The sequence below is a fragment of the Geodermatophilus sp. SYSU D00703 genome (assembly GCF_054050155.1).
In genome coordinates, this window is sequence record NZ_JBJGYU010000007.1 from 24,606 (window position 1) to 49,125 (window position 24,520).

The window sequence follows — 24,520 nt, forward strand, 5'->3', positions numbered from 1 at the left end:
ACCCAACCCCGGCCCCCCGACCGCGGCCACCCCGGCTCCCGCGTCACGGCAGCTCCGCCGCCGCGGCGGGGACGGCGGCCGCGACCTCCTCGGGGAAGGTGGCGAACGGCGTCGCGACGACCGACCGGCGGGCGCCCCGGCCCTCCCACCGCCAGGTCCCGAGCACCCGACCTCCGTGGACGACGGTCGGCCGGAACACCCCGTTGCCGCCCGGGGCGATGCGGTCGGCGAACTCCGGCGGGACGGCGCAGCTGCGGTCGGCGTAGCCGAGGACGAACTCGTCGAAGCCGGGCAGCAGGAACAGCCCCGCTGCCTCCGCGCGGTGCTCCGCCAGGAGGTCGGGGGTCTCCGGCGCCAGGAGGTGCTCGCGGCCGTCGACGGCCACGGCCGCCAGCCCCGGGCGGACGGCGGCGAGCGCGGCGCGCGCGTCGGTCAGCGGCAGCCCGGCCCAGCGGGCGAGGTCGGCGGCGGTGGCCGGCCCGTGCCCGGCGGCGAACCGGCGGGCGAGTTCGGCCAGGGCCTCGGCGCGGTCGAGCCGCCGCGGCGCGGGGACCCACTCGTCGAGCAGCACGAACGCCTGCTCGACGCTGTCGCGCGGGCCGAGGCAGAGCACCCCGGTCTGGCAGAGGTGGCCGAGCAGGTGCGGGCCGCGCTGCCCGGAGACGTCCAGCCCGGCCGCCGTCAGGACGGCCAGCAGGTCGCGCCGGCGACACCGGCGGCCTCCGGTCAGCGCCGCCACCGCGGCCTCGCGAGCCGCTGCGTGGTCCGCGGCGGTGAGACCCAGTCCGGCCCGCCGGCCGGCGCTCGCGGCCAGCGCGCGGGGAGCGAGCAGCTCCAGCAGCCAGGGCAGGTCCTCCGCGGCGACCAGGTGCAGGGTGCCGCGCATCGGCCAGGAGCGGACGACCTCCCCGGCGTCCAGCGCTGCCGCCACCTCGGCCCGCGACCGCTGCGCCGTCCGAAGGGCGACGGAGGTCAGGGCGCCGGGCAGGTCCTGCGCCTGCACGCAGAGCAGCCGGCGCACCGTGTCGGCCGCCGTGGCCGGCCGGGGCCCGGCGAGCCGCTGGGCCACCAGCCGCAGCAGCGCGAGCTCGCGAGCCGTCGTCATGCCGGGAGCCTGGCAGGAGGGTCCGACGATCGTCGTCAGCGGAGCAGGTGCAGGTAGACCATGTCCTCGGCGTCGGGCTCGGTCGTGAGGGAGGCGAAGCCGGCCGCGGTCGCGGCGCGCAGGCTGGCGGCGTTGTCGGGCTCGATGCCGAGGACGAACTGCTCGACGTCGGCGGTCTCCTGCGCCTCGACCAGAGCGCGCAGCGCCGCCCGCCCGTAGCCCTGCCCCCACCGGTCGGGGTCCACGACGTAGGCCGCGCCCATCGTCCGGCGGGGGTCCTCGGAGAGGACGCGCTCCCGCGCCGGGTCCCACGTCGTCCACCGGTCGTAGACGTCCCCGCCGACCTGGGCCACCGGCCGGTCCTCGTCGAGGAGCACGAAGGCGTGCGAGCGCAGGACGCGCCGGCCGCGGAACTCCTCGGTCCAGGTGGCGGTGCGCAGCGCCAGCTCCCGTTCCGGCCACTCGCGGCCGCCGAGCCGCCGCTGGACCTCGGGGGAGTCGAACCACGGCAGCACCGCCGGGAGGTGCTCCGGCTCGAAGGGGACCAGGCGGGCCGTCGTCTCGGAACGCACCCGGTCACGATCCCGCCGGCCGGGGATCCGCGCACGCCGGCGGCCCGGACGCCCACGGGAGGGCGTCCGGACCGCCGGGAGCGGTCACCGCGGAGGAGCGGTCACGGCCGCGCGCGGTCCCGCCACAGCCGGCCGCGGCCGGCCGTCAGCAGCAGCCCGGCCATCGCCAGGAGACCGGCCGAGGGCGTGACCGGCCCGTCGAGCGGAGCCGTGGTCGCCGCCCGCGTCGCCACCGCCTGGGACGAGCCCGTGCCGCAGGCGTCCCCGGTCGCCGGGCCGACGCCGCCGGCCTCGCTGCCGGGTCCGCTGCCGGAGGGACCACCCGGGGCCGTCGAGCCGCCCGTGTCGGCGCCGGCTGCATCCGTGTCCGGTGCCGGACCGGCGCACTCGGCCCCGGTGCCGCCGGACGTGCCGCCGGACCGGGTCCAGCCGGTGGCGCTGCCGTCGGTGCTGCTGCCGTCGGTGCCGGTCCCGTCCGAGCCGGTGCCGGGACCGCTGCCCGGAGTGCCGGAGCCGGGCACCTGCCCGCCCCCGGGCCCTTCGCCCGTGCCGTCGCCGTCGCCGTCCTCCGATCCGGACCCGTCGCCAGAGCCGCCGTCGGAGCCGTCGCCGGAGCCGTTCCCGGACGGGTCGGTGGTGCCGTCGCCGGGCGGCGTGCCGGTGCCGGAGCCTGCGCCGCCGAGCAGCCCGGCCAGGTCGAGCGGCAGGGTGATGCGGACCAGCAGGTCACTGTCGGTCCCCGTGCCGCCCTCGTCGACCGGCACGGCCACGACGGTCCCGCCGCCGAGGTCGACGTCGACGGTGCCGTCGGACGCCGCGTCCCCGCCGAGCAGGCCGGGGAGCAGGCCACCGGCCCCCACGGGGAGGCTCAGGTCGGGCTCGCCGTCCGGGTCCTCGTCGGGCCGGCTGCCGCCGAGCAGGTCCACCTCGACGGAGTCGCCGGAGAGCGGGCCGCCGTCCTCCTCCGTCCCGGGGAGCGGCAGGTCGACGCTGGTCGGGCGGTCGCCGTCGAGGGAGACCGGCGCCTCCAGGACGCGATCGCGGCCGGTCACCGGGTCGTCGTCGCCGACGGTCACGGTGTCCTCGAGGTCGAGGAGCAGCCCGGAGCCGGCCGGTCCCGGCTCCACCGGGTCGGTCAGGTCGACGTCCACCGCGGTGCCGGTGGTCGGGTCGCCGTCCAGGACGTCGCCGAGGTCCCCGGTGGCGACCGGCACGGTCACGGTGGTCCCGGTGGTCCCGCCGCCGGAGGTGTTGACCGGGACGGTGACGGTGAGGCCGTCAGCGGGGTCGGGCGGCGTGTCGTCGGCCTCGGTGACGCGGACGGGGACGCTCAGCCCCCCGGTGCCGTCATCACCGAGGACGGTCGTCCCCGGTCCGGTGTTCGTGTCGACCGGGAGCACGAGGCCGTCACCGGCCGCACTCCCGACGGTCAGGTCCTCGCCGGTCCCGGTCACGACCGGGGTCCGGACGACGGCGCCGTCCTCGACCGGGACGGTGGCTGTCACACCGAGCACGTCGGCCGTGACGTCGTTCTCGTCGGCTGCGGCGACGCCCGCTCCGGCGGCTAGGAGGCCACCGGTCAGCAGGGCGGTCCGCAGGCCGCGCTGCACCCATCTGTTCATCGCTGTCTCTCTCCGGGTCCGAGTGGACACCGGCCCCGGCAGGGACCGGTGGCGTGCCGTGCCGGCTGCGGGAGCCGGCCCGGGGCACTCAGTCGGGCGAGAAGGACGGGTCGGAGGCGACGTCGCCGGCTGCGTCCCGGGCGTCAGCGCTCCGGGTCCGGGCGGCGACGAGGACGGCGGCCGGCACGCCGGCGGCCAGGACGGCGCTGCCGGCGTCGGGGGCGGAGCCGCCCGGGCCGGCGAGGGCGGGGGCCGCCGCCGGGGCGGGAGCGCTGCCCGGCCACGGCACGAGGGGGGTGGCCGGAGGGGGGTCCGACGGCGCCGCGTCCCGCTCCTGCGCGGTGGCGGGGGTGGCGGCCCGGACCGGTGCCGCGGAGGCCACGGCCCCGGCCGGGGCCGGCCGGTCGGCCGCCGTGCTCGGCTCGTCGGCTGAGGCGGGCACCACCACGGGCACGGGCGCCGGCGCGGGCGCCTCGGCGGCCGGCGCGGGCGACTCGGCGACGGCGGCGAGGGCCGGGGCCGGCGCGGCCGGGAGTGCCGCCGGCCGCTCGAGGCCGCCGGTCACCGGCGGGGTCACGGCCGGGACGGCGGCCTCGAGCGACGACCGGAGCGCGTCGGTGACCGGCTCCACGACCGCCGTCACCGGGTCGACGGGGACCGCGGCGGAGATCGGTTCCACCACGGGCTCGGCGACCGCGCGCACGACCTCGGTCACCGGGGCGACGGCCGGCAGGTCCTCGGCCACCGCCTCGACGGCGGCCACCGCACGGGGGACCTCGGCGACCAGGACCCGCGGCGCCTCGGCCACGGACTCCACCAGCGCGGCGGGTGCCGAGGGCAGGGGGAGGGGAGGGGGCGCCTCGTCGGCCACGGCCGTCGACGTCCCCAGCAGCCACAGCCCGAGACCCAGGCCCCCGAGGAGCGCGGCCCGGGCGAGCAGGCGGCGCCGGTGACCGGCGCGCGGGAGGGCGGGCACGTCCCAGGACACCGCCACCCCCTCACCGCATGTGCTCGTTCGGTCACACCAGGCTAGGAAGGGCAGCGCGGGGCCCGCTCGCCGAGAGGCGTCGTCCCTTCGGGTGGTCCCTCGCCGAGCCGGTGACGCACCGTGACGGATGTGGCCGTCCCTGCGCCCTTGCGGTACGTCGCGGTCCGATCGCGGGAGCATGTGAGTGCGGGCCGACCGTGGGTACCGGGGACCGCGGACTGCACCCGACGGAAGACCCCACCATGACCCACCGCCCCCCGGTCCCCGCACGTCCCGGTCCGGTCCCGATCGCCCACCCCGGCTCCGCGCGTCCCGGCCGGATCGCCCGGTGACGCGGCTGTCCGGACGGCGGGTCGTCGTCACCGGCGGCGCCCGCGACATCGGCGCGGCCATCGTGCGCACGTTCGCCGCGGAGGGGGCGACGGTGGCGGTCCTCGACCCGCGGGTCGACGAGGCCGCGCGGTTGAGCGAGGAGGTCCGCGGGCGGTCCTACCGCGTCGACCTCACCGACGTCACCGACACCCGCGAGGCGATGGAGAAGGCCATCGCCGGGCTCGGCGGGATCGACGTCCTGGTCAACTACGCCGGCGTGCAGCACTTCGCGCCGCTGCTGGAGCTGGACCCCGCCGAGCTGGGCGAGCCCTTCGCGATGCCCGCCCAGTCGATGCTCATCGCCATCCAGGCCGCGGCCTGCGCCATGATCGGCTTCCGGGCGCCCGGGGACGACTGCGCCGGCAAGGTCGTCAACGTCGCGACTCCCGGCGGCACCGCCGGCGGCGGTCAGGCGCACTACGCGGCGTCGAAGGCCGCGGTCATGGCGCTCACCCGGGCCGCCGCGCACGAGCTCGGCCCGCACGGCATCACCGTCAACTGCCTGTGCCCGGGCCACGTGGTCGAGCGGGCCGACACCGGTGCGCGCAGCCGCCCCGAGGCCGCCACGTGGTCGGCGCTCTCGCCGCTCGGCCGGCTCGGCGAGCCGCAGGACGTCGCCCGCGCGGCGCTGTTCCTGGCCTCGAGCGACGCCGACTACCTCACCGGGGACGCGCTCAACGTCGCCGGCGGCATGGTCCTGCACTGACAGACTGCCCCGCGTGCAGGCAGCGGACTGGGACGCGCGCTACGCCGAGCAGCAGCAGTGGTCGCCGGGGCCGAACGCGCTGGTGGCCGAGCTGCTGGCGGACCTGCCGCCCGGGGCGGCGGTCGACCTGGCGGCGGGGGAGGGCCGCCACGCGCTGTGGCTGGCCGAGCGCGGCTGGCGGGTGACCGCCGTCGACTTCTCCGCGACCGGGCTCGCCCGCGGGCGGGCCCGGCCCGGCGCCGAGCGGGTCACCTGGGTGACCGCCGACGTCCTCACCTGGGACGCCGCCCCCGGCTCGCTCGACCTGGTGCTCGTCGCCTACCTGCACCTGCCGGAGCCCGACACCACCGCCCTGCTGCGGCGGGCGGTCGGCTGGCTGCGCCCGGGCGGCCGAATGCTCGTCCTCGGGCACGACGTGGACAACGCGGCGCGCGGCGTCGGCGGTCCGCAGGACCCGGCGATCCTGGCCAGCGTCGAGCGGCTGGCGCCGGTCGGCGACCTGCTCGACGTCGACCGGCTCGAGCAGGTCCGCCGCGAGACCCCGGCGGGCACCGCCCTGGACACCCTGCTGTGGGGACGGCGGAGCAGCTGACCGGTCACCGGTCGGCGGTACGGTGCGGCCGTGATGGGGATGGGTGGTGCCGGTGGGCCCCGAGCCGAGCGGCGGCGCCGGCTGGTGGCGGCGGTGGTCGTGCTGGCCCTGGTGCTCGCGGCGGCGGCGACGGTCCTGTCCATCGCCCTGGGCTGAGGAGGAGCCGGTGACCGAGTCCGAGGACATCGAGGAGTGGTTCGCCGCGGCGGGCCCGCGTGAGGCGGAGCTGCGCGCGGCCGACGCGCTCGTGATGGCCGCCGCACCGGGCATCGACCGGCAGCTGGTGCCGATGGGCTCGGGCCGGGTGCTGGGCTACGGCCTCATGCCGTATCGGCCGAAGTCGGCCAGGGAGACCACCACCTGGCCGCTGATCGCGCTGGCCGCGCAGAAGCGGCACCTGTCGCTGTACGTCTGCGCCGTCGTCGACGGGGGGTACCTGCCCGAGGCGAGGGCCGAGCGGCTGGGGAAGGTCTCCTGCGGGAAGAGCTGCATCCGGTTCACCTCGCTGGAGAAGGTGGACCGGACCGAGCTCGACGCCCTGCTCCGGGACGCCGTCGCCGCGACCGCGGCCGGGCGGAACGCCTACACCGCCGCCTGATCCGGGCGGCCGACCAGCCCGCCGTCCGGCGTCGGCCGCAGCCGCAGCGCCGTCCGGCCGCCGGCGCGGGCGAGCCGCTCGGCCAGCTCCGCCGCGTCGGCCGACGGCGCGCGTTCGAGCCGCATCCGCCGGGCCCGCAAGACCGTTCCGCGCAGCTCCGCCAGGTCGCCGTCCGGCCTGAGGGTCGCGAGCCAGGCGACCCGCAGGTCCGGGCGGTGGTGCTCGTGGCCGCCGATGCCCTCGTAGTCGTCGACGAGGTCGCCGCACCCGTACAGCACCAGCCGGCCGCGGTGCACCTCGACGGGGCGCGGGTGGTGCGAGGAGTGGCCGTGCACGACGTCCACCCCGCCGTCCACCAGCCGGGCGGCGAACGGCGCCTGCCCCGGCGGCACCGGCCAGCCCCAGTTCGACCCCCAGTGCACCGAGGCCACGACGACGTCGCCCGGGCGCCGCACCTCCGCCACCAGCGCGAGGACGCGGTCCGCGGCGGCGTCGGTGAGGCGGTCGAGGAAGGCGACCCCGCCCCGCCGTCCGGTCGCCGCCCAGTCCGCCGGGATGCCGCTGGACGGCGTCCCGAAGGCGGTGACCACCAGCCGGCGGCCGCCGGGCAGCGGGACGACGGCCGGCGCCCACGCGGCGTCCTCGTCCGCTCCCGCCCCGGCCGTGCGCAGGCCGGCAGCGGCGAGCGCCTCGAGGGTGTCGGCCAGGCCGCGGGGCCCGAAGTCGAGCACGTGGTTGTTCGCCAGCACGCACACGTCGGGCCGCACGGCCGCCAGGCAGGGCAGGTTCGCCGGGTGCATGCGGTAGCAGACCGGCTTGCCGGGCGCGAAGTCCCCGTCGGCGGTCACGCTGGTCTCCAGGTTGACGACGCGGGCGTCCGGCGCCGCCGCGTCGAGCACGGCGAGCAGGTCGCCCCACGGCGCGGCCGGGTCCAGCGGGCGGCGGATCGGCCCGTGCGCCTCCTCCGCGAGGCGGACGTAGGTGCGGGCGTCCCGGACGACCTGCTCGCGCAGCTCCGGGTCGGCGGGGCAGGCCAGCACCTGGTCGACGCCGCGCCCGAGCATCACGTCGCCGCTGAGGAACAGCGTCACCGACCGGTCGGGCACGACGTGTTCAGCCGCTGTGCTCGGGCGTGCGGGCCAGGTGGGCGACGAACCAGTCGCGGGCCAGCTCCGCGGCAGTCTGCAGCGTGCCGGGCTCCTCGAACAGGTGGGTGGCGCCCGGGACGACGGCCAGCCGGTGCGTGCACCGCAGCCGGTCCGCCGCCTGCCGGTTGAGCTCGAGCACCTGCTCGTCGGCGCCGCCCACCACGAGCAGCGTCGGCGCGCGGACGTCGCCCAGCCGCGGCCCGGCCAGGTCCGGCCGGCCGCCGCGGGACACCACGGCGGCCACGCCGTCGTCATCGGCGGCGGCCACCAGCGCCGCGGCCGCGCCGGTGCTGGCGCCGAAGAAGCCGATCGGCAGCCCGTCGGCGCCGGGGCGGGCGCGCACCCACGCGGTGACCTCGCCGAGGCGGGTGGCCAGCAGCGCGATGTCGAAGACGTTCGTGCGGTCGGCCTCCTCCGCCGGGGTCAGCAGGTCGAACAGCAGCGTGCCGAGCCCCGCCTCGTGGAGGACCCCGGCGACGTACCGGTTGCGCGGGCTGTGCCGGCTGCTGCCGCTGCCGTGGACGAACACCACCAGCCCGCGGGCGCCCGGCGGCACGGTGAGGGTGCCGGCCAGCCGCACCGACCCGGCCGGCACCGCGACCTCCTCGGCGTCCCCGGCGGGGGCCGGGGGCCGGTCCGCCTGCAGCAGTGCCACCACCTCGGCGTCCGCGGTCGGGCGGAAGTCCGCGTAGAACTGGCCCACCGCGGCGAACCAGCGGGGGACCTCGAGGCAGACCAGCTCGTCGACCTCGGGCTCCAGCGAGCGGGCGCCCTCACGGGCGCACACCGGGGTGGCGAGGACGACCCGGGCCGCGCCCTGTGCCCGCACCACCGCGCAGGCCGCCCGCGCGGTCGACCCCGTGGCGATCCCGTCGTCCACCACGACCGCCGTGCGGCCGGTGAGCGGCACCGGCGGCCGGTCGCCGCGGAACGCGCGGGCCCGCCGGTCCAGCTCGGCCCGCTCCCGCTCCTCCACCCGCGCGAGCTCGGCCGACCCGACACCAGCAAGGGCCACGACCCGGCGGTCGACCACCGTGACGCCGCCCTCGCCGACGGCGCCCATGGCGAGCTCCGGCTGGACCGGCACACCCAGCTTGCGCACCACGACGACGTCCAGCGGCGCGCCCAGGGCGCGGGCCACCTCGGCGGCCACGGGCACCCCGCCGCGGGGCAGGCCGAGGACGACGACGTCGCTCCCGCGCAGGACGTCCAGGCGCCGGGCCAGCCGCCGCCCGGCGTCCCGGCGGTCGGTGAACGGCACGAGCCACCTCCCGCCTGCGATGCTGCGCGCCCGCCGGGGCCGCCGACAGGGGACGTTGGTCACGGATGGAGCTGCTGTGACCTAGGTCCCTGGTCTCGGGCGGGCGGCCCCGTCACGGTTGTGGGGACCGACGGCGGGTGCAGCTGGCTGCCCGCCCTCCGCATCCCGGGCCCGCATGGAGGCGCTCGCGCATGACCGTGACCGACGACCCCGCCGTCGACCAGGCCGTCGCCCGTCTGGCCGACGAGTTCCACCCGCGGCTGCGGCCGCAGGTCATCGGCACCGTGGTGCGCAACTGCCGGCGGGACCTCAGCGGGGTGCCCGCCACGGCACTGCCGGAGCTGGTCGAGCGCCTGGCGCGGGAGCGGCTGCTGTCGGTGGCCTGACCCCACGCGCAAACGCGGTTGCGGCGGTCCGGACGATGTCCGGGTGGGCTACGTCGACGTGACCGGGGTACGGCACACCCTGCCCGACGGGCGGGTGCTGCTCGACGAGGTCTCGTTCCGCATCGGGGAGGGCGCCCGCGCGGCGCTGGTCGGGGAGAACGGCGCCGGCAAGACGACGCTGCTGCGGATCGTCGCCGGTGACCTCGTGCCCGAGGCCGGGGCGGTGGCCCGCAGCGGCGGGCTCGGCGTGATGCGGCAGTTCATCGGTTCGGTGCGCGACGACACGACGGTCCAGCGGTTCCTCGTCGACCTCTCCCCGCCCGCCGTCCGCGCCGCCTGGGACGCCGTCGAGACCGCTGAGCTCGCCCTCATGGAGACCGACGACGACGCCGCCCAGCTGGCCTACGCCGACGCGCTGGCGCAGTGGGGCGACGCCCGCGGGTACGACGCCGAGGTCACCTGGGACACCGTGACCGTCGCCGCGCTCGGCGTCCCCTACGACCGCTGCAAGTACCGCGAGCTGTCCACGCTGTCCGGCGGGGAGCAGAAGCGGCTGGCCCTCGAGGCGCTGCTGCGCGGGCCCGAGGAGATGCTGCTGCTCGACGAGCCGGACAACTACCTCGACGTCCCCGGGAAGCGCTGGCTGGAGCAGCGGCTGCTGGAGACCCGCAAGACGGTGCTGTTCGTCAGCCACGACCGCGAGCTGCTGGCCCGCGTCGCCGACCGGGTGGTCACCGTCGAGGGCGGGACGGCGTGGGTGCACGGCGGTGGGTTCGCGACCTACGCCGACGCCCGGACGGCGCGGCACGACCGGCTGGCCGAGCTGCGCCGGCGCTGGGACGAGGAGCACCAGCGGCTGGTCGAGCTGGTCCGCACGCTGCAGCAGCAGGCGGCCAACTCGCCGGACATGGCCTCCCGCTACCGGGCGATGCAGACCCGGCTGGCGAGGTTCGAGGCGGCCGGGCCACCACCGGACCGCCCACCGGAGCAGCGGGTGGCGATGCGGCTGCGCGGCGGGCGCACCGGCGTCCGGGCGGTGATGGCCGAGCAGCTGGAGCTGACCGGGCTGATGCGCCCCTTCGACCTGGAGGTCTGGTACGGCGACCGGGTCGGCGTCCTCGGGGCCAACGGCGCGGGCAAGTCGCACTTCCTGCGGCTGCTGGCCGGGCAGGACGTCGCACACACCGGCTCCTGGCGGCTGGGCGCGCGCGTCGTCCCCGGCTCCTTCGCGCAGACCCACGCCCACCCGGAGTGGCTCGACCGCACGCTGGTCGACCTGCTCTGGCACGGCGAGCCGGGGCGGCCGGGGGTCGACCGCGGCCGGGCGATGGCCGCGCTGCGCCGCTACGGGCTGGCCGACCAGGGCGACCAGCTGTTCCGGACGCTCTCGGGCGGGCAGCAGGCGCGGTTCCAGGTCCTCCTGCTGGAGCTCTCCGGCGCAACCCTGCTGCTGCTCGACGAGCCGACCGACAACCTCGACGTGCTCTCCGCGGAGTCGCTGGAGGAGGCGCTGGCCGCGTTCGAGGGGACGGTGCTCGCCGTCACCCACGACCGGTGGTTCGCCCGCTCGTTCGACCGGTTCCTGGTCTTCGGCGCCGACGGCCGGGTGTACGAGTCGGCCGAGCCGGTGTTCGACGAGGCACGGGTGGCCCGTACCCGGTAGCCGTTCCGCGCGGCCCCGTCCTGGCCCCCGGCAGGGTCCCGACGCGAGCTGGCGAGTGGCGAGGGGCAGGGGGTCGTTCCATTGACTGTCAGGGTGGCCTGACGCATGCTGGGTGCATGGCCGACGTGGACACGCTCGAACGGGAGCACACGCTGCAGACCGCCGTCCGCCGGTACGAGGAGCTGCGGGCGCGCGACTCGCTGGCCGATCCCGAGGACGCCGGCGGGCCGCGCCCGCTGGAGCGTGCCGAGGCGCTGGAGCTGCTGGCGCTGGGGGAGGTGATCGCCCGCCGGGCCGGCCAGGGCCGGCAGCTCACCGTGCGGACGGCGCGGGCCGCGGGCGCCTCCTGGGCCGAGATCGGTCAGGCGCTGGGCACCACCCGCCAGTCGGCGTGGGAGGCGCACCGCCGGTGGATCGACGGCCAGGCGGCGCGGCGCGGCGCCGTGGGCGAGATCGGGTTCGACGCGGCCGACGCCGCCGCGGCCCGGGCCCTCGCGGGCAACGCGGAGGGCTGACCCGCGCGCTGATGGCGCCGCCCGCTCTGCGGGCGGTCAGCCGAACGCCCGTCCCTCACCGCGGTAGGTGGGGACGGCGCCGGCGAGCGCGTCCCCGGCCAGCGTGTGCAGGACGTCGACGTGCTCGCACAGCTCCCCGGCCTTGGCGTGCCGGAACCACACCCGGTCGCCGACCCGCAGCCGCGCCGCGCCCGGCCCGCGCAGCGGCGTCTGCACCTCCCCGGCGCCCTCGGTGCCCAGCAGCCGCAGCCCCGACGGGAAGACGGGGGAGGGGACCCGGTCCGCACCCGCCGGACCCGACGCGATCCAGCCGCCCCCGGCGACGGTCACCGTCCCCGGCGCCGGCACCCGGGTCACCGGCAGGGCGAACAGCGCGGCCGGGCGGGCGGCGAAGGCGCGGTACCCGTCGAAGAGGGTCGGACAGTAGAGCCCGGAGCCGGCCGCCACCTCGGTCACCGCGGAGTCGGCCGCCGTCCGCTCCAGGCTCCCCGTGCCACCGCCGTTGACGAACTCCAGCGGCGCCACCGCCCGGACCGCCGCGACCGCGGCCGCGCGCCGGCCGGCCAGCTCGCGGGCCGAGAGCGCCTGCACCCCGCGGACGGCGAGGCCGCGCGCGGGGCGGCCACGGGGTACGTCGGGCACGCCGGCGATCTGCGCCTCGTAGGCCATGAGGCCGACCAGCCGGAACCCCGCGCGGCCCGCCACGGCCCGGGCGAGGGCGGCGGCCTGTGCGGGCTCGTGCACGGGCGAGCGGCGCACGCCGACGTGCACCCGGCCGACCCGGAGCGAGGCGTCCACGTCGAGGCAGACCCGCACGGCCGGCCGCCGTCCGGGCGGGACGACGGCGTCGACGAGGTCGAGGTGGTCGGTCGAGTCGACCATCAGCGTCACCCGTGCCACGGCCGTCTCGTCGTCGAGCAGCCGTCGCAGCGCCGCCCGGTCCACCGACGGGTAGGCGACGACGGCGTCGTCGGTGACCGGCTCGTCCCCGCGGGTCAGCCACAGCGCCTCGGCGAGGGTGTGGGCGAGCACGCCCGCGAAGCCCGGCCGGGCCAGCACCCGGCGCAGCACGGCCCGGCTGCGCACCGACTTGCTCGCCACCCGGATCGGCCGCCCGCCGGCCCGCGCGACGAGGTCGGCGGCGTTGGCGTCGAGCGCGTCGAGGTCGACCACGGCCAGGGGCGGGTCGAGGTCGGCGGTGGCGCGGTCCAGCCGGGCCCGGGCCGCCTCGACCGAGGGCTGGCGGACGGCGGTCACGCGGGCGAGCGTGGCCGCCCGACAGCGGAGGGTCAACCCCCGGACGGGCCGTTGACCTGCACAGTCCCGCCCGGGCAGAGTGCCGGGGACCGATCGCGGCGGAGGAGGTCGGGGTGACGGCTGGACCGGCGGTTCCCGCGGACGTCCGACGGTGGCGCAACTGGGCGGGCAACCAGCGGGCCGACGTGGCGGTGGCGCGCCCGTCCTCGCCGGACGAGGTGGCCGCCGTCCTGACCGCCGCGGCCGACGCCGGCAGGCGCGTGCGACCCGTCGGCAGCGGTCACTCCTTCTCCGCCATCGGGCGGCCCGAGGACGTCGCGCTGGTCCTCGACGAGCTGTGCGGTGTCTCGATGGGCGACGACGGCCTGGTCACCGTCGGCGCGGGGACGCCGCTGTACCGGCTCACCGCCGAGCTCGCCCGCACCGGCTGGGCGCTGACCAACCTCGGCGACATCGACCGGCAGACCGTCGCCGGTGCGCTCGCCACCGGCACGCACGGCACCGGGGCCCGGTTCGGCGGGCTGGCCACCCAGGTGCGGGCGCTGGACCTGGTGACCCCGGCCGGCGAGCTGCTGCACTGCGACGCGCACACCCACCCCGAGGTGTTCGCCGCCGCCCGGGTCGGGCTCGGCGCGCTGGGCGTGGTGACGGCGGTGACCCTGCAGGCCGAGCCGGCCTTCGCCCTGCACGCGGTCGAGGGGCCGGGCCGGCTCGCCACCGCGCTGCGGGGCTTCGAGGAGCTCATGACCTGCACCGACCACGTCGAGTTCTACTGGTTCCCGCACACCGACGCGACGCTGGTCAAGTGCAACACCCGGGTCCCGCTGGCCGGCGGGCTCGACCCGCTGCCGCGGTGGCGGGCGGTGTGGGACGACGAGGTGCTCGCCAACGCCGCCTTCGCCGGGGTGGTCGCGGCCGGACGGCGCGTGCCCGCGCTGGTGCCGCCGCTGGCCCGCGCCTCCGCCCGCGCGCTGGGCGCCCGCAGCTGGACCGACCACTCCCACCGCGTCTTCGTCAGCCGCCGGCGGGTGCGCTTCCTGGAGATGGAGTACGCCGTCCCGCGCCGCGACGCACCCGCCGTGCTGGCCGAGCTGCAGCGGGTGCACGAGGCCGGCGACTGGCGCACCGCCTTCCCCGTGGAGGTGCGGCTGGCGGCGGCCGACGACATCCCGCTGTCGACCGCCTCCGGCCGCGACACCGCCTACGTCGCCGCCCACGTCCCGGCCGCGACCGACCCCGGCCCCTGGTTCGCCGCCCTGGAGGCGATCGCCGGCGCGGTCGGCGGCCGGCCGCACTGGGGCAAGCTGCACGGCCTGGACGCCGACCTGCTCCGGGCCCGCTACCCCCGCTTCGACGAGTTCCTCGCCGTCCGCGACCGGCTCGACCCCACCGGCGTCCTGGCCAACGACCACCTCGACCGGGTGCTGGGCCCGGCACCCGACCGCTGACCCCTCACGCCGCGGGCGCGCCGCCGATCGCGTCGAGCTCCTCGAGCTCACGGGGGCCGAGCACGAGCGCGGCCGCGGTGAGGTCCTCCTCCAGGTGGGCGACCGACGAGGTGCCGGGGATGAGCAGCACGTCGGGGCTGCGGGCCAGCAGCCAGGCCAGGGCGACCTGCATGGGGGAGGCCTCCAGTCGGCGGGCCACCGTCTCCAGCGCGGCCGACTGCAGGGGCGTGAACCCGCCGAGCGGGAAGCAGGGCACGCAGGCGATCCCCTCGCGGGCGAGCGCGTCGATCATCGGGTCGTCGCGCCGGTGCACCAGGTTGTAGTGGCTCTGCACGCAGACCACGGGCGCGATCGCCTGTGCCTCGGCCAGTTGCTGCGTCGTCACGCTGCTGACCCCCAGGTGCCCGATCAGAGCCCCCCTGCTGCAGCTGCGCGAGGGCCTCGAACGGCTCGGCCAGCGACCGCTCCACCGGCGTGGAGAACCCGGGCATCCGCAGGTTCACCACGTCCAGGGCGTCCACGCCCAGGTTGCGCAGGTTGTCCTCGACCGCCGCGCGCAACTCGTCGGGGAGAGGGCCTCGGGCCAGCCGCCGTCCGGCGTCCGCCGGGCCCCCACCTTGGTGACGACGACCAGACCCTCGGGGTAGGGGGTGCGCCTCGCGGATGACCTCGTTGGTGACGTGCGGGCCGTAGTGGTCGCTGGTGTCGACGTGGTCCACGCCGAGCTCCACCGCGCGGCGCAGGACGGCGACGGCGGCGTCCCGGTCGGCGGGCGGACCCATGACGTGCGGGCCGGCGAGCTGCATCACGCCGTAGCCGAGCCGGTGCACCGACCGGTCGCCGAGGGGGACCGTCCGGACCGCTCCGCGGTCGTCGTCCTGACCGGGCCCCACCCCGGCCCGCACCGGCTCAGGCCGCGGTGCGGCAGACCTCGTCGGCGACCCGCGGGTCGAGGGCCGCCGGGACCTCGACCCGTCCTCCCGAGCGGGCGAGGACGGCGATCGCGGCGCCGACCAGTGCGACGACCGCGCCGACCCACATCGGGGCGGTGTAGCCCATCCCGAGCGAGAGGACCAGCGCGCCCAGCGCCGCGCCGACGGCGTTGGCCACGTTGAACGCCGCCTGGTTGGCCGCCGACACCAGGCTGCCGCCGCGCACCTGGGCGGCCTCGATGACGCCGTTCTGCACGACCGGCCCGAGGGAGAAGGCGATGGCCCCGAACAGCACCAGCAACGCGATCGCGGCGACCGGCGTCCGGGCCAGGAAGGCGAAGGCGACCAGGACGACGGCCGTGCCCACCAGGCCGACGGCGACGAAGGAGAAGCCGAAGCGGTCCCCGAACCGGCCGCCGACCAGGGTGCCCACCGTGGTGCCGATGCCGAACAGCGCCAGGACCGGCGTCACCCATCCGACCGGGATGCCCCCGAGTTCGGTGAGGATCGGGCTGACGTAGCTGTAGACGGCGAACAGCGCGGCGAAGCCGACCATCGTCAGCCCCAGCACCAGCCACACCTGGCCGCGCCGGAAGGCGGCGAGTTCGCTGCGCAGGTCGCCGGGCTCGCCGAGGTCGCGGGGCAGCCAGGCCAGCAGGCCAGCGATGGTGACCAGGCCGATCACCGCGACGGCGCCGAGCACCAGCCGCCAGCTGGTCTGCTGGGCCACGAAGGTGCCCAGCGGCACGCCGACCACGTTGGCCAGCGTGAGGCCGACCATCATCAGCGAGATGGCCTGGGCGGCCCGGTCGGGCGCGACCAGCCGGCGCGCGGCGACGGCGCCCACGCCGAAGAACGAGCCGTGGGCCAGCGCGGCGAGCACGCGGGCGGCGGCCAGGGTCTCGTAGGTCGGGGCCAGCGCCGACAGCGCGTTGCCGACGACGAACACGACCATGAGGCCGACCAGCGTCTGGCGGGGCGAGAAGCGCACGCCCAGCGCGGTCAGCGTGGGCGCGCCGACGACCACGCCGATCGCGTAGGCGGAGATGAGCATGCCGACGGCGGACACCGAGACCCCGAGTCCGTCGGCGATCTCGGGCAGCATGCCCATCACGACGAACTCGGTGGTGCCGATGCCGAAGGCGCCGATGGCGAGGGCGAGCAGGCCACGGGGCACGGGGCGGACTCCTGGGGACGACGACTGCGGGTGTGGCTCGGACTGCGTCGTCCTGCCGGGGTCGGCTCCGACCCTCTCTCAGGGCAAGTCCATGCCCCGCCGCGGCATGCCCCGAACGTCGGGTGGGTCTCCTCACACCCGACGTCCGGGGCGGGCGCGGGGCGTCAGGGCGTGAGCAGCACCTTCACCGCGCCGTCCTTCTTCTCCCGGAAGTTCGCGTAGGCCTCCGGCGCCTGCTCGAGCGGCACGTGGTGGGTGGCGAAGTCGTCGACGCCGAGCGGGTCCCCCTCGGTGAGGATCGGCAGGATGTCGGGCACCCAGCGCCACACGTTGGCCTGGCCCATGCGCAGCTGGATCTGCTTGTCGAACATCCGCATGAGCGGCAGCGGGTCGGTCGCGCCGCCGTAGACGCCCGACAGCGAGATGGTCCCGCCGCGCCGGACGGCGTCGATGGCGGTGTTCAACGCGGCCAGGCGGTCGACGCCGGCCACCTGCATGACCCTCTCCATGATTGCGTCGGGCACCACGGCGGTCGCCTTCTGCGCGAGGGAGGCCAACGGCGATCCGTGTGCCTCCATGCCGACGGCGTCGATCACCGCGTCCGCGCCGCGGCCGTCGGTCGCGTCCTGGATGGCCTGCACGACGTCGTCCTTCTTGGTGGACCGGATGACCTCGGTGCCGCGCGCGGCGGCCCGCGCGATCCGCTCGGGGACGACGTCGGACGCATACACCTTCTCGATGCCCAGGTGGTGGGCGATGCGGGTGCACATGTCGCCGATCGGGCCCAGACCCAGGACCAGCAGCGTGCCGCCCGGCGGGACGGCGGCGTACTGGACCGCCTGCCACGCGGTGGGCAGGACGTCGGAGAGGTAGACGAAGCGGTCGTCGGGGAGGCCCGTGGGGACCTTGATCGGCAGGGTGTTGCCGAACGGCACCCGCAGGTACTCGGCCTGGCCACCGGGGACCTGCCCGTAGAGCTTCGTGTAGCCGAACAGCGAGGCCCCGAAGCCCTGGTCGCGGTTCTGCGTGGTCTCGCACTGGGACTGCAGCCCCTGCGAGCACATCCAGCAGGTGCCGCAGGAGATGTTGAAGGGGACGACGACCCGGTCACCGGGCTTGACCGCGGTGACCTCGGAGCCGACCTCGCGGACCACGCCCATCGGCTCGTGGCCCATGACGTCGCCCACGGTCATGAACGGCGCCATCACCTCGATCAGGTGCAGGTCCGACCCGCAGATGCCGCTCGAGGTGACCTCGATGACGACGTCGGTGGGCTCCTGGATCGTCGGGTCCGGGACGGTGTCCACCCGGACGTCGGCACGGCCGTGCCAGGTCACTGCGCGCATGGAGACTGCTCCTCCGGTCGGGCTGTCAAGGGCTTCATCAGAGCCCTCCTGCCCTTGTCGTGACCTGGATCGCTCCTGTAATGGGTCGCGCACGGCGCGTCAGGTACGAAGCGTGACGGTCGATATACACAACGTTGAACGACACCGTTGTGGTCCTGTGGCGCGGATCACGAAACCGCAGGTCAGTACCCCTGTATTCCCATCACGAAACGATAACGACGTGTTTACATGGGCCCCGCCCGCTCCCCCGGGCACCGCACGACGACCCTGTCCCCTCCGGAAGCCAGGTGCATGACTCCGCTCCACTCCGACCGTCTCCTCACCGAGGGGTCGGCGCCCGTCCCGGGCGCGCAGATCCCGGCCGCGGCCCCGTCCTCCCGGCGGCAGCCCGCGACGGAGACGTCGACCCAGACCACCTCGACGCAGCGCACGGGGGATGTGCAGCCGTCGGGGGACACCGCTCCTCAGTCGCCCGGGGACCGGCCGGCGCGCGAACTGGCCGAGGTCACCGACCTCGCCGGCCTCACGGGGCTGGCCGAGGCCGTCGCCCGCGCCGGCATCGACCTCCCCGAGGTCCGCGCCGAGGACACCCACCCGGCCGGCCCGCACGCCGTGGCCGAGCCCACTGAGCCCGCTGCGGCCGGCCGGCGACGCGGCCGCACCCGTCGCACGGTGCCGCCGGCGCGGCACCGCCGTCCCGCGATGTACCTGGCCGCCGCCCTCGTCGGCGCCGCCGGTCTCGGGCTGTTCACCGTCGGTGACCCGACCGCGCAGGCCGAGGCCGGGTCGGCCCGCCAGTCGGTGAGCGTGGCCGCGGAACTCGGCCTGGACACCCAGGCGCAGTCCGCCGCCGTCGCGGCCGACGACACCGCCCAGCTGCAGGAGGTGACCGCCAGCCGCACCGCCCGGGAGGCCGAGCAGGCCGCCGCCGCGCAGGCCCAGGTCGAGGCCGACCGGCTGGCCGCCGAGGCCGCCGCGGAGGCCGCCCGGCCCCAGGCCGTGCTGCCCGTCGCCGGCGCCCGGCTCAGCAGCACCTTCGGGGCCCGCTGGGGCACCCTGCACGCGGGCATCGACCTCGCCGCGCCCATGCTGACCCCCGAGTACGCCGCGGTGGACGGGATCGTCCTCGAGGCCGGCCCGGCCAGCGGTTACGGCAACGCCGTCTACATCCAGCACGAGAACGGCGACGTCACCGTCTACGGGCACATGGAGCAGATCCTCGTCACGCCCGGGCAGGTCGTCCGCGCCGGCGACACGATCGCGCTGCTCGGCAACCGCGGCCGGTCCACCGGGCCGCACCTGCACTTCGAGGTGCACGTGGGTGGCATCAACGGTCAGAAGATCGACCCGCTGCCGTGGCTGCGGGAGCGCGGCGTCCAGATCTGAGAGAGGGTCCCCAGAAGGACCTCAGAAGGGACCCCCAGAAGGACCCCAGGAAGGACCCCAGGAAGGACCCCGTCCTCCCCACCGCTCGCAGGCTCGCGGCGGTGCCCCGGACGGGGCCGTTCGACCGCTCGCAGGCTCGCGGCGGTGCCCCGGACGGGGCCGTCTGACCCCTCGCAGGCTCGGGGCGGGACCCTGCAGCGGGGCCGCCCGGCGCCCTCCTCCCGGCTCCGCCCGGGCGGAGGGCGCCCTGCGTTGCGGGACACTCCAGAGGCGCAGCGACCACGGGGAGGATGGGCTCATGGGGCACGGCCACACGCACGCCCCGGCGACGGCGTCGGCGGGGTACCGCCGGCGGCTGGCCGTCGTCCTCGGCCTGACCGTCGCGGTCATGGCCGCCGAGGTCGTCGGCGCCGCGGTGTCCGGGTCGCTGGCGCTGCTGGCCGACGCCGGCCACATGGCCACCGACGCGCTCGGCGTGGCGCTGGCCCTCGGCGCGGTCTCGCTCGCGCAGCGCCCCGCCCGCGGACGGCGGACCTTCGGCTGGCAGCGGGTGGAGATCCTCGCCGCGGTCGCCAACGGCCTGCTGCTGGTGGGGGTGGCCGGCTACGTGGTGGTGGAGGCGGTCCGCCGGATCGGCGACGCCCCGGAGATCGGCTCGGGCGTCATGCTCGCCGTCGCCGCGGCCGGCCTCGTGGTCAACCTCGGCGGCCTGGCACTGCTGCACCGCGGCCGGAAGGACTCGCTCAACGTCCGCGGCGCCTACCTCGAGGTGCTCGGGGACGCGCTCGGCTCGGTCGCCGTCATCGCCGCCGCCGTCGTCGTGGCCACCACCGGCTGGACCCCCGCCGACACCGTCGCGTCCCTGCTCATCGCCGCGCTGGTGCTGCCCCGCGCCTGGTCGCTGCTGCGCGAGGCGGTGGACGTGCTGCTGGAGGCCGCGCCCCGCGGTGTCGACCTCGACGAGGTGCGGGCACACGTCCTCGGGGTGGACGGCGTGCTCGACGTCCACGACCTGCACGCCTGGACCATCACCTCCGGCCTGCCGGTGCTCTCGGCCCACGTGGTCGTCACCGACGAGGCGCTCGAGGCCGGGCACGGCGGCCGGGTGCTCGACGACCTCTGCGCGTGCCTGGCCGGCCACTTCGACGTCGAGCACTGCACCTTCCAGCTGGAGGCCGCGACCCACGCCGGGCACGAGGCGCCCGTCCACGACTGACGGAGGACCACCTTCCCCCTCGCAGGCTCAGGCGGAGGGCCCCTGAAGGGTGGCCGCTCCGGTACGTCACCAGGTGGGACAGTGGAGGCGCAGTTCGTCGGTCGGGCAGGAGGCGCTCTCGGTGGAGCACGGTCACCACTCGGGCATGTGGGTGCCCGCCGAACCGCCGACCTGGGGGCGGATGTTCCTGCCGCACCTGGAGCCGTGGTCGGTGCTCGCCGTCCTGAGCCTGCTCGGGGTGGTCGGGTACCTGACCGCGCTCGTGGTGCTGCGCCGCTCCGGCGTGGCGTGGCCGTGGTGGCGGACGGCGTCGTGGATCGCCGGCTGCCTGTCGCTGTTCGCCGTCACGGGCACCTGGCTGAACGGCTACAGCATGGTGCTGTTCAGCGTGCACATGGCCCAGCACATGGTGCTGTCGATGATCTCGCCGCTGCTGCTGCTCATCGGCGCCCCGGTGACGCTGGCGCTGCGCACGCTGCCGCGCGGCAGGGGCCTGGCCGGTGTCCCGCGGGCGCTGCTGCTCGACGGGCTGCACAGCCGGATCGCGCGGCTCCTGTCGCACCCGCTGTTCACGCTGCCGCTGTTCCTCGGCAGCCTCTACGGGGTCTACTTCACGCCGGTCTTCGACGCGCTGATGGGCAACCCCGTGGGGCACCAGTTCATGCTGGCGCACTTCACCGTGACCGGGCTGCTCTTCTTCGGGCCGATCCTCAGCCAGGACCCGTGGCCGCGGACCACGGGCCACGGGGGCCGGATGCTCGAGTTGCTCATCCCGATGCCGCTGCACGCGTTCTTCGGCGTCGCGGTCATGATGGCCGGCTCGCTGGTCGTGCGGACCTTCGCCACCCCGCCGGCCGGCTGGGGCGTCGACCCGCTCGCCGACCAGTCGACCGCCGGCAGCATCGCGTGGTCCTTCGGTGAGCTGCCGACGGTCTTCGTGATGGCGATCGTCCTCTTCTCCTGGATGGGGTCGGAGGAGCGCACGGCCAGGCGGCTCGACCGGGCCGCCCTGCGCACCGAGGACGCCGAGCTGCAGGCCTACAACGAGCGGCTCCGGGCCCTCGCCGCGCGGAGCACCGGCCGCTGACGACACGACGCCGCCCTCCCCGAGCCCGGGGAGGACGGCGTCGCGCGCGGTGGGCCGGTCAGCCCACGTGGACGACGGCGTCCCCCTCGGCGGGCAGGTCCTCCTTGGTGGCCTTGATCAGCACCGCGGAGACCAGCGCGCCCACCACCAGCAGGGCGGAGGCCCAGGTGAAGGCCGTCGTGTAGCCCTCCACCTGCGCCGTCAGGGCCACCGCCGGGTCCTGCGGGTTCGCACCCGAGGTGAGCGCGTCGGCGGCGTAGGCGCTGATGGCGCCGACCGACAGCGACGCCAGGACGGCGGTGCCGATGGAGGCGCCCACCTGCTGGGTGGCGTTGAGCATGGCGCTGGCCGCACCGGCGTCGTGCGCGCCGGCGCCGACGAGCGCCAGGTTCGACAGCGGCACGAAGGTGAAGCCGAGGCCCAGGCCCAGGAGGAGCTGGCCGGGAAAGGGCAGCTGCCAGAAGCCCGTGTCGAGGCCGACGAAGGACAGCGTCAACAGCCCGGCGGCGGCGAGCAGACCGCCCAGGACCATGAGCGGCTTGGGTCCGATCCGCGGCACGAGCGCGCTGGCCGCCCCGGCGGAGATGAAGACGCCGAGGGTGGTCGGCAGCGAGGCCAGGCCGGCCACGACCGGCTCGTACCCGAGCACCTGCTGGAAGTACAGGCTGAGGAAGAAGAACGCCCCGATGAGCCCGGCACCCACCAGCGTCGAGGTCAGGTAGGCCCCACCGCGGTTCCGGTCGAGGACGATGCGCATCGGGAGCAGCGGGTTGCGGGTCCGCAGCTCCAGCAGGACGAACAGCGCCACCAGCACGAGGCCGGCGACGATGAAGACCCAGGCGAGCCCGTCCGTCCAGCCGCTCGCGGGCGTGACCAGCGCGGGGTTGCCCTGCGCCGCGGCCCGGGCGTTGGCCTCCGCGGCCTCGATCGAGTTGGTCTGCGACGCCTCCGCGACGCGGGTGAAGCCGTAGACGATCGAGGCCAGGCCCAGGGTGACGAGCACCGCCCCGGGGATGTCGTAGCGGGTGTCGCCAGGGGCCTTGCTCTCCGGGACGATCGGGATCGCCAGCACCACGGCGAGCAGCGCGACGGGCAGGTTCACCCAGAAGCACCAGCGCCAGTCGGCGTACTCGGTGAGGACACCGCCCAGCAGGAGGCCGACGGCCGAGCCGCCGCCGGCGATGGCGCCGTAGACGCCGAAGGCCTTGGCCCGCTCCTTGGCGTCGGTGAACAGCACGGTGAGCAGCGCCAGCGACGCCGGGGCCAGCAGTGCGCCGAAGACGCCCTGCAGCGCGCGGGCGGCGAAGAGCATGCCCTCGTTCTGCGCGACGCCGCCGAGCGCGGAGGCGATGGCGAAACCGGCCGCGCCGACCAGGTAGGTGCGCTTGCGGCCCCAGAAGTCGGCGATCCGCCCGCCGAGGAGCAGGAAGCCGCCGAAGGTCAGGGTGTAGGCGGTGACGATCCACTGCTGGCTGGCCGCGGTGATGCCCAGGTCGGCGGAGACGGCCGGCAGCGCGATGTTGACGATCGTCGCGTCGAGGATGACCAGCAGGACGGTCATGGCGATGACCCCCAGGGCCAGCCACCGCCTCGGGTACGGCTCCTCGCCGACGTGGCCGGCGCCGGAGGCGCGCGTGGACGTGGGGTCAGTCATGGGGGAGTCCTCGGGAGGTCGTGCGGGAGTGGGTGACGGCATCGTCGGCTGCCGCAAGATAGCCGCCTGCGAGCATGGGCTCGTGCCGTCCTCCTTGGTGTTCACCTCGGACACGCACGTCCCCAAGCGCGCGCGTGACCTACCTCATGCCCTGTGGGCGGCCATCGACGCAGCCGACGTCGTGGTGCACGCCGGCGACTGGGTGGACGTCGCGCTCCTCGACCGGATCGAAGAGCGCGCCCGCCGGCTGGTCGCGGTGTACGGCAACAACGACCACGGGGCGCTGCGGGAGCGGCTGCCCGAGGTGGCCCGCGCCGAGATCGCGGGCATCCGCGTCGCCGTCGTCCACGAGACCGGGGACAAGAAGGGCCGGGAGGCCCGCTGCGCGGCCCGGTTCCCCGACGCCGACCTGCTCGTCTTCGGGCACAGCCACATCCCCTGGGACACGACCGCCCCGACGGGGCTGCGGCTGCTCAACCCCGGGTCGCCGACCGACCGCCGCCGCCAGCCGCACGGCACCTTCGTCACGGCGGTCGCCGACGACGGCGCGCTGCACGACGTGACCTTCCACCCGGTCGTGCGGTGACCGCCGGGTCCGGCAGCCGGCGGCCGTGGCCTCCTCGGGCGGTGGACCTGCTGGCCTGCCCGGTGTGCGGCGGCCCGCTGGCGGCGATGCCGGGCGCCACCGGCCTGCGCTGCCCGGCCGGCCACTCCTTCGACCGGGCGCGGCAGGGGCAGGTCACGCTGCTGCCCCCGGGGCACGTGCCGCCGTCCGGCGACACGGCGGAGATGGTGGCCGATCGGGTGGCCTTCCTCGCCGCGGGCCACTACGGCGGGATCACCCGAGCCCTCGGGGACGCCGTCCTCGCGGGGGAGCGCCCGCCCGGCGAACTGCTCGACCTCGGTGGCGGCACCGGGCAGCACCTCGCCGGCGTCCTCGACCGGCTGCCCGACGCGGTCGGGCTCGTCCTGGACTCCTCGCGGTACGCCGCGCGCCGGGCCGCCGGCGCCCACCCGCGGGCGCTGGCGGTCGTCGCCGACGCCTGGGCGCGGCTGCCCGTGCGGGATGCCGCCGTCGACCGCGTGCTGGTCGTCTTCGCCCCGCGCAGCGGCCCCGAGATCGCCCGGGTGCTGCGCCCCGGCGGCCGGGTCGTCGTCGTCACCCCGGCCGCCGACCACCTCGCCGAGCTGGTCGGCCCGCTGGGGCTGCTGCGCGTCGACCCCGAGAAGGGACGCCGGCTCGCGGCCACCCTGGAGCCGCACCTGCGGCAGGTGGCGGCCGGCGGCCACCGGGAGCGGCTGGACCTCGACCGGACGGCGGTGCGCACGCTGGTCGGCATGGGCCCGCACGCGCGCCACCTGACCCCGGAGGCGCTGGCCGCGGCGGTCGACCGGCTGCCCGAGCGGTCCCCGGTGACGGTGTCGGTGGACGTCACCACCTGGGCCTTCGTCGGCTGACGGGGGGCGTGCGGTCACGGCGCGGTCACGG

At 76.6% G+C, this 24,520-nt stretch carries 24 protein-coding genes and 1 pseudogene; 13 read left to right on the forward strand and 12 right to left on the reverse strand.

From position 1 onward, the window contains the following. Positions 1-43: 43 nt before the first annotated feature. The 4 genes from ACI782_RS09765 to ACI782_RS09780 all read right to left on the reverse strand — a co-directional run bounded on the left by ACI782_RS09765 (position 44) and on the right by ACI782_RS09780 (position 4,293). Positions 44-1,105, reverse strand: a complete 1,062-nt coding sequence (locus ACI782_RS09765; RefSeq protein ID WP_456908544.1) for a winged helix DNA-binding domain-containing protein — start codon at positions 1,103-1,105, stop codon at positions 44-46. 35 nt (positions 1,106-1,140) lie between these two features. Further along, positions 1,141-1,677 carry a GNAT family N-acetyltransferase gene (locus tag ACI782_RS09770; RefSeq protein ID WP_456908547.1) on the reverse strand — a complete coding sequence of 179 codons (537 nt, stop codon included), beginning with the start codon at positions 1,675-1,677 and terminating at the stop codon, positions 1,141-1,143. Between the two features lie 101 nt (positions 1,678-1,778). Continuing rightward, positions 1,779-3,299: a hypothetical protein gene (locus tag ACI782_RS09775; protein WP_456908549.1), complete on the reverse strand. Its 1,521-nt coding sequence runs from the start codon at positions 3,297-3,299 to the stop codon at positions 1,779-1,781. Between the two features lie 88 nt (positions 3,300-3,387). Beyond that, positions 3,388-4,293: a hypothetical protein gene (locus ACI782_RS09780; protein ID WP_456908551.1), complete on the reverse strand. Its 906-nt coding sequence runs from the start codon at positions 4,291-4,293 to the stop codon at positions 3,388-3,390. Positions 4,294-4,615: 322 nt separating this feature from the next. On the opposite strand from ACI782_RS09780, the gene ACI782_RS09785 reads away from it, so the two are divergent. From ACI782_RS09785 to ACI782_RS09800, 4 genes are read left to right on the forward strand one after another with little or no spacing between them, the layout of a single operon-like run. Next, on the forward strand, positions 4,616-5,365 hold the full coding sequence (locus tag ACI782_RS09785; protein ID WP_456908553.1) for an SDR family NAD(P)-dependent oxidoreductase: 750 nt from the start codon (positions 4,616-4,618) through the stop codon (positions 5,363-5,365). A 13-nt stretch (positions 5,366-5,378) separates the two neighbouring features. Further along, positions 5,379-5,957, forward strand: coding sequence for a class I SAM-dependent methyltransferase (locus ACI782_RS09790; RefSeq protein ID WP_456908555.1), 579 nt, complete (start codon positions 5,379-5,381; stop codon positions 5,955-5,957). A 30-nt stretch (positions 5,958-5,987) separates the two neighbouring features. Beyond that, positions 5,988-6,113 (forward strand): hypothetical protein, encoded by a 126-nt coding sequence (locus ACI782_RS09795; protein ID WP_456908557.1) that lies wholly within the window; start codon positions 5,988-5,990, stop codon positions 6,111-6,113. A gap of 10 nt (positions 6,114-6,123) precedes the next feature. Beyond that, a complete protein-coding gene (locus tag ACI782_RS09800) occupies positions 6,124-6,555 on the forward strand; it encodes a DUF1801 domain-containing protein (protein WP_456908559.1) in 432 nt (143 codons plus the stop codon). Here ACI782_RS09800 and ACI782_RS09805 read toward each other — a convergent pair. Beyond that, the gene (locus ACI782_RS09805) at positions 6,540-7,661 is read right to left on the reverse strand and encodes a CapA family protein (RefSeq protein WP_456908561.1); all 1,122 of its coding nucleotides are present in this window, start codon (positions 7,659-7,661) and stop codon (positions 6,540-6,542) included. The genes ACI782_RS09800 and ACI782_RS09805 overlap by 16 nt on opposite strands. Before the next feature lie 7 nt (positions 7,662-7,668). Continuing rightward, on the reverse strand, positions 7,669-8,964 hold the full coding sequence (locus ACI782_RS09810; RefSeq protein ID WP_456908563.1) for a phosphoribosyltransferase family protein: 1,296 nt from the start codon (positions 8,962-8,964) through the stop codon (positions 7,669-7,671). Positions 8,965-9,155: 191 nt separating this feature from the next. Between ACI782_RS09810 and ACI782_RS09815 the strand changes: the two genes are divergently transcribed. The 3 genes from ACI782_RS09815 to ACI782_RS09825 all read left to right on the forward strand — a co-directional run bounded on the left by ACI782_RS09815 (position 9,156) and on the right by ACI782_RS09825 (position 11,528). After that, positions 9,156-9,350, forward strand: coding sequence for a three-helix bundle dimerization domain-containing protein (locus ACI782_RS09815; RefSeq protein ID WP_456908565.1), 195 nt, complete (start codon positions 9,156-9,158; stop codon positions 9,348-9,350). Positions 9,351-9,393: 43 nt separating this feature from the next. Beyond that, positions 9,394-11,013 (forward strand): ABC-F family ATP-binding cassette domain-containing protein, encoded by a 1,620-nt coding sequence (locus tag ACI782_RS09820; protein ID WP_456908568.1) that lies wholly within the window; start codon positions 9,394-9,396, stop codon positions 11,011-11,013. A 116-nt stretch (positions 11,014-11,129) separates the two neighbouring features. Next, entirely contained in the window at positions 11,130-11,528 is a 399-nt protein-coding gene (locus tag ACI782_RS09825) for a hypothetical protein (protein WP_456908570.1), read from the forward strand. A 36-nt stretch (positions 11,529-11,564) separates the two neighbouring features. On the opposite strand, the gene ACI782_RS09830 is transcribed toward ACI782_RS09825, so the two are convergent. Then, complete coding sequence (locus ACI782_RS09830; protein ID WP_456908572.1) at positions 11,565-12,785, reverse strand: amino acid deaminase/aldolase; 1,221 nt, start codon at positions 12,783-12,785, stop codon at positions 11,565-11,567. 113 nt (positions 12,786-12,898) lie between these two features. On the opposite strand from ACI782_RS09830, the gene ACI782_RS09835 reads away from it, so the two are divergent. Then, a complete protein-coding gene (locus ACI782_RS09835) occupies positions 12,899-14,233 on the forward strand; it encodes a D-arabinono-1,4-lactone oxidase (RefSeq protein ID WP_456908574.1) in 1,335 nt (444 codons plus the stop codon). A 4-nt stretch (positions 14,234-14,237) separates the two neighbouring features. Here the strand turns inward: ACI782_RS09835 and ACI782_RS09840 are convergent, their stop codons facing one another. From ACI782_RS09840 to ACI782_RS09855, 4 genes and pseudogenes are all read right to left on the reverse strand, one after another. Next, complete coding sequence (locus ACI782_RS09840; RefSeq protein WP_456908812.1) at positions 14,238-14,645, reverse strand: aldo/keto reductase; 408 nt, start codon at positions 14,643-14,645, stop codon at positions 14,238-14,240. A 58-nt stretch (positions 14,646-14,703) separates the two neighbouring features. Continuing rightward, a pseudogene (locus ACI782_RS09845) lies at positions 14,704-15,039 on the reverse strand (aldo/keto reductase); the annotation flags it as partial. Between the two features lie 103 nt (positions 15,040-15,142). Beyond that, positions 15,143-16,342, reverse strand: coding sequence for an MFS transporter (locus ACI782_RS09850; protein ID WP_456908576.1), 1,200 nt, complete (start codon positions 16,340-16,342; stop codon positions 15,143-15,145). 164 nt (positions 16,343-16,506) lie between these two features. Continuing rightward, complete coding sequence (locus tag ACI782_RS09855) at positions 16,507-17,688, reverse strand: alcohol dehydrogenase catalytic domain-containing protein (RefSeq protein WP_456908578.1); 1,182 nt, start codon at positions 17,686-17,688, stop codon at positions 16,507-16,509. A gap of 291 nt (positions 17,689-17,979) precedes the next feature. Here ACI782_RS09855 and ACI782_RS09860 point away from each other — a divergent pair, with 291 nt between their 5' ends. The 3 genes from ACI782_RS09860 (at position 17,980) to ACI782_RS09870 (ending at position 21,377) form a co-directional block, all read left to right on the forward strand. Continuing rightward, positions 17,980-19,074 (forward strand): M23 family metallopeptidase, encoded by a 1,095-nt coding sequence (locus tag ACI782_RS09860; protein WP_456908581.1) that lies wholly within the window; start codon positions 17,980-17,982, stop codon positions 19,072-19,074. Between the two features lie 298 nt (positions 19,075-19,372). Next, positions 19,373-20,290 (forward strand): cation diffusion facilitator family transporter, encoded by a 918-nt coding sequence (locus ACI782_RS09865; RefSeq protein ID WP_456908583.1) that lies wholly within the window; start codon positions 19,373-19,375, stop codon positions 20,288-20,290. Between the two features lie 121 nt (positions 20,291-20,411). Continuing rightward, entirely contained in the window at positions 20,412-21,377 is a 966-nt protein-coding gene (locus ACI782_RS09870; protein WP_456908585.1) for a cytochrome c oxidase assembly protein, read from the forward strand. Positions 21,378-21,435: 58 nt separating this feature from the next. Here ACI782_RS09870 and ACI782_RS09875 read toward each other — a convergent pair whose 3' ends face one another. Then, the gene (locus ACI782_RS09875; RefSeq protein WP_456908587.1) at positions 21,436-23,031 is read right to left on the reverse strand and encodes an MFS transporter; all 1,596 of its coding nucleotides are present in this window, start codon (positions 23,029-23,031) and stop codon (positions 21,436-21,438) included. 82 nt (positions 23,032-23,113) lie between these two features. On the opposite strand from ACI782_RS09875, the gene ACI782_RS09880 reads away from it, so the two are divergent. Beyond that, entirely contained in the window at positions 23,114-23,617 is a 504-nt protein-coding gene (locus tag ACI782_RS09880) for a metallophosphoesterase family protein (RefSeq protein ID WP_456908589.1), read from the forward strand. A 41-nt stretch (positions 23,618-23,658) separates the two neighbouring features. After that, positions 23,659-24,489, forward strand: coding sequence for a putative RNA methyltransferase (locus tag ACI782_RS09885; protein WP_456908591.1), 831 nt, complete (start codon positions 23,659-23,661; stop codon positions 24,487-24,489). Positions 24,490-24,520: the final 31 nt, after the last annotated feature.